The sequence below is a fragment of the Nostoc sp. 2RC genome, from assembly GCF_014222165.1.
Classification (GTDB): domain Bacteria; phylum Cyanobacteriota; class Cyanobacteriia; order Cyanobacteriales; family Nostocaceae; genus Nostoc; species Nostoc linckia.
This window is the reverse complement of record NZ_JACKZU010000755.1, coordinates 1-896: the sequence shown is the minus strand read 5'-3', so window position 1 is coordinate 896 and position 896 is coordinate 1. Positions and strand designations below refer to the sequence as shown.

General features: G+C 35.7%; 1 protein-coding gene. It reads right to left on the bottom strand.

Annotation, left to right across the window (positions count from 1 at the left end):
- Positions 1-11: 11 nt before the first annotated feature.
- Positions 12-791 carry a sulfite exporter TauE/SafE family protein gene (locus GNE10_RS34845; RefSeq protein ID WP_185570552.1) on the bottom strand — a complete coding sequence of 260 codons (780 nt, stop codon included), beginning with the start codon at positions 789-791 and terminating at the stop codon, positions 12-14.
- Positions 792-896: the final 105 nt, after the last annotated feature.

The window sequence follows — 896 nt, the reverse complement described above, 5'->3', positions numbered from 1 at the left end:
CCCGTTCCCTGCTATATCAATTGATAATTTGCCCAAGCTTTCCAGAAAATATAAATTGATAGTATTCCTAAGAAAATACGAAGTGATAAACTAACAGTAGAATCTGGTAATTTTGGCAATGTGCGAGTACTTATTTGCACACCTAATAGTCCTCCAAAGCCCAAAATTAAACCTGGAATCAACAGAATATTTCCCTCTAATGTGTGTCCCGTACAAGCAGCTAAGGCAGTAATTACAATCACGCCTAAACTAGTTTGGATTGCTACTTTAATTTCTTCTCCTAAAAGTAACATTTGTAAGGGCACCATAATCGTACCACCACCTAAACCAAATAAACCTGCTAAAATTCCTGCTGCTCCTCCAGTGCCAATTTTAGAAACTAATGGATTAAATATTGGTGCTGTATCTTCTTTTTGCTTCAACGACAGTTGTTTACGAAGGTCAATTAAATAGATATTAATAAGTAGTATAATTCCAAATGTAAAAAGTATTACGTGGGATGGAATTTTATTACCAAAATATACGCCGATTCCGGTAGTTAAGAAAGCTGGAATTCCTAAATAAAATACTCGTTTCCAGTCAAAATAGCCCATCCACCAATTTTGTAAACTTCCGGAAATTGAGGTAATTACAATAGCAACACTACTAGTAGCGATCGCCTGAATGGGAGCATAACCTAATGTGACTAAAAGAGGAATCGTCACAATACCCCCACCTATTCCTAAAAGTCCAGCTATAACTCCAGATATCAAACCCCCAGTCATTAAAATCAACCAATTAAAATCATTCATAAATAATTCATTTTGTAGAAAATTGATATTGGTGAATGGGGCATGGGGAAAGGGGAAAGATTAAATTTATTCCTTTTCCCTTTAACCTTTAACCTTTTCCCCCAC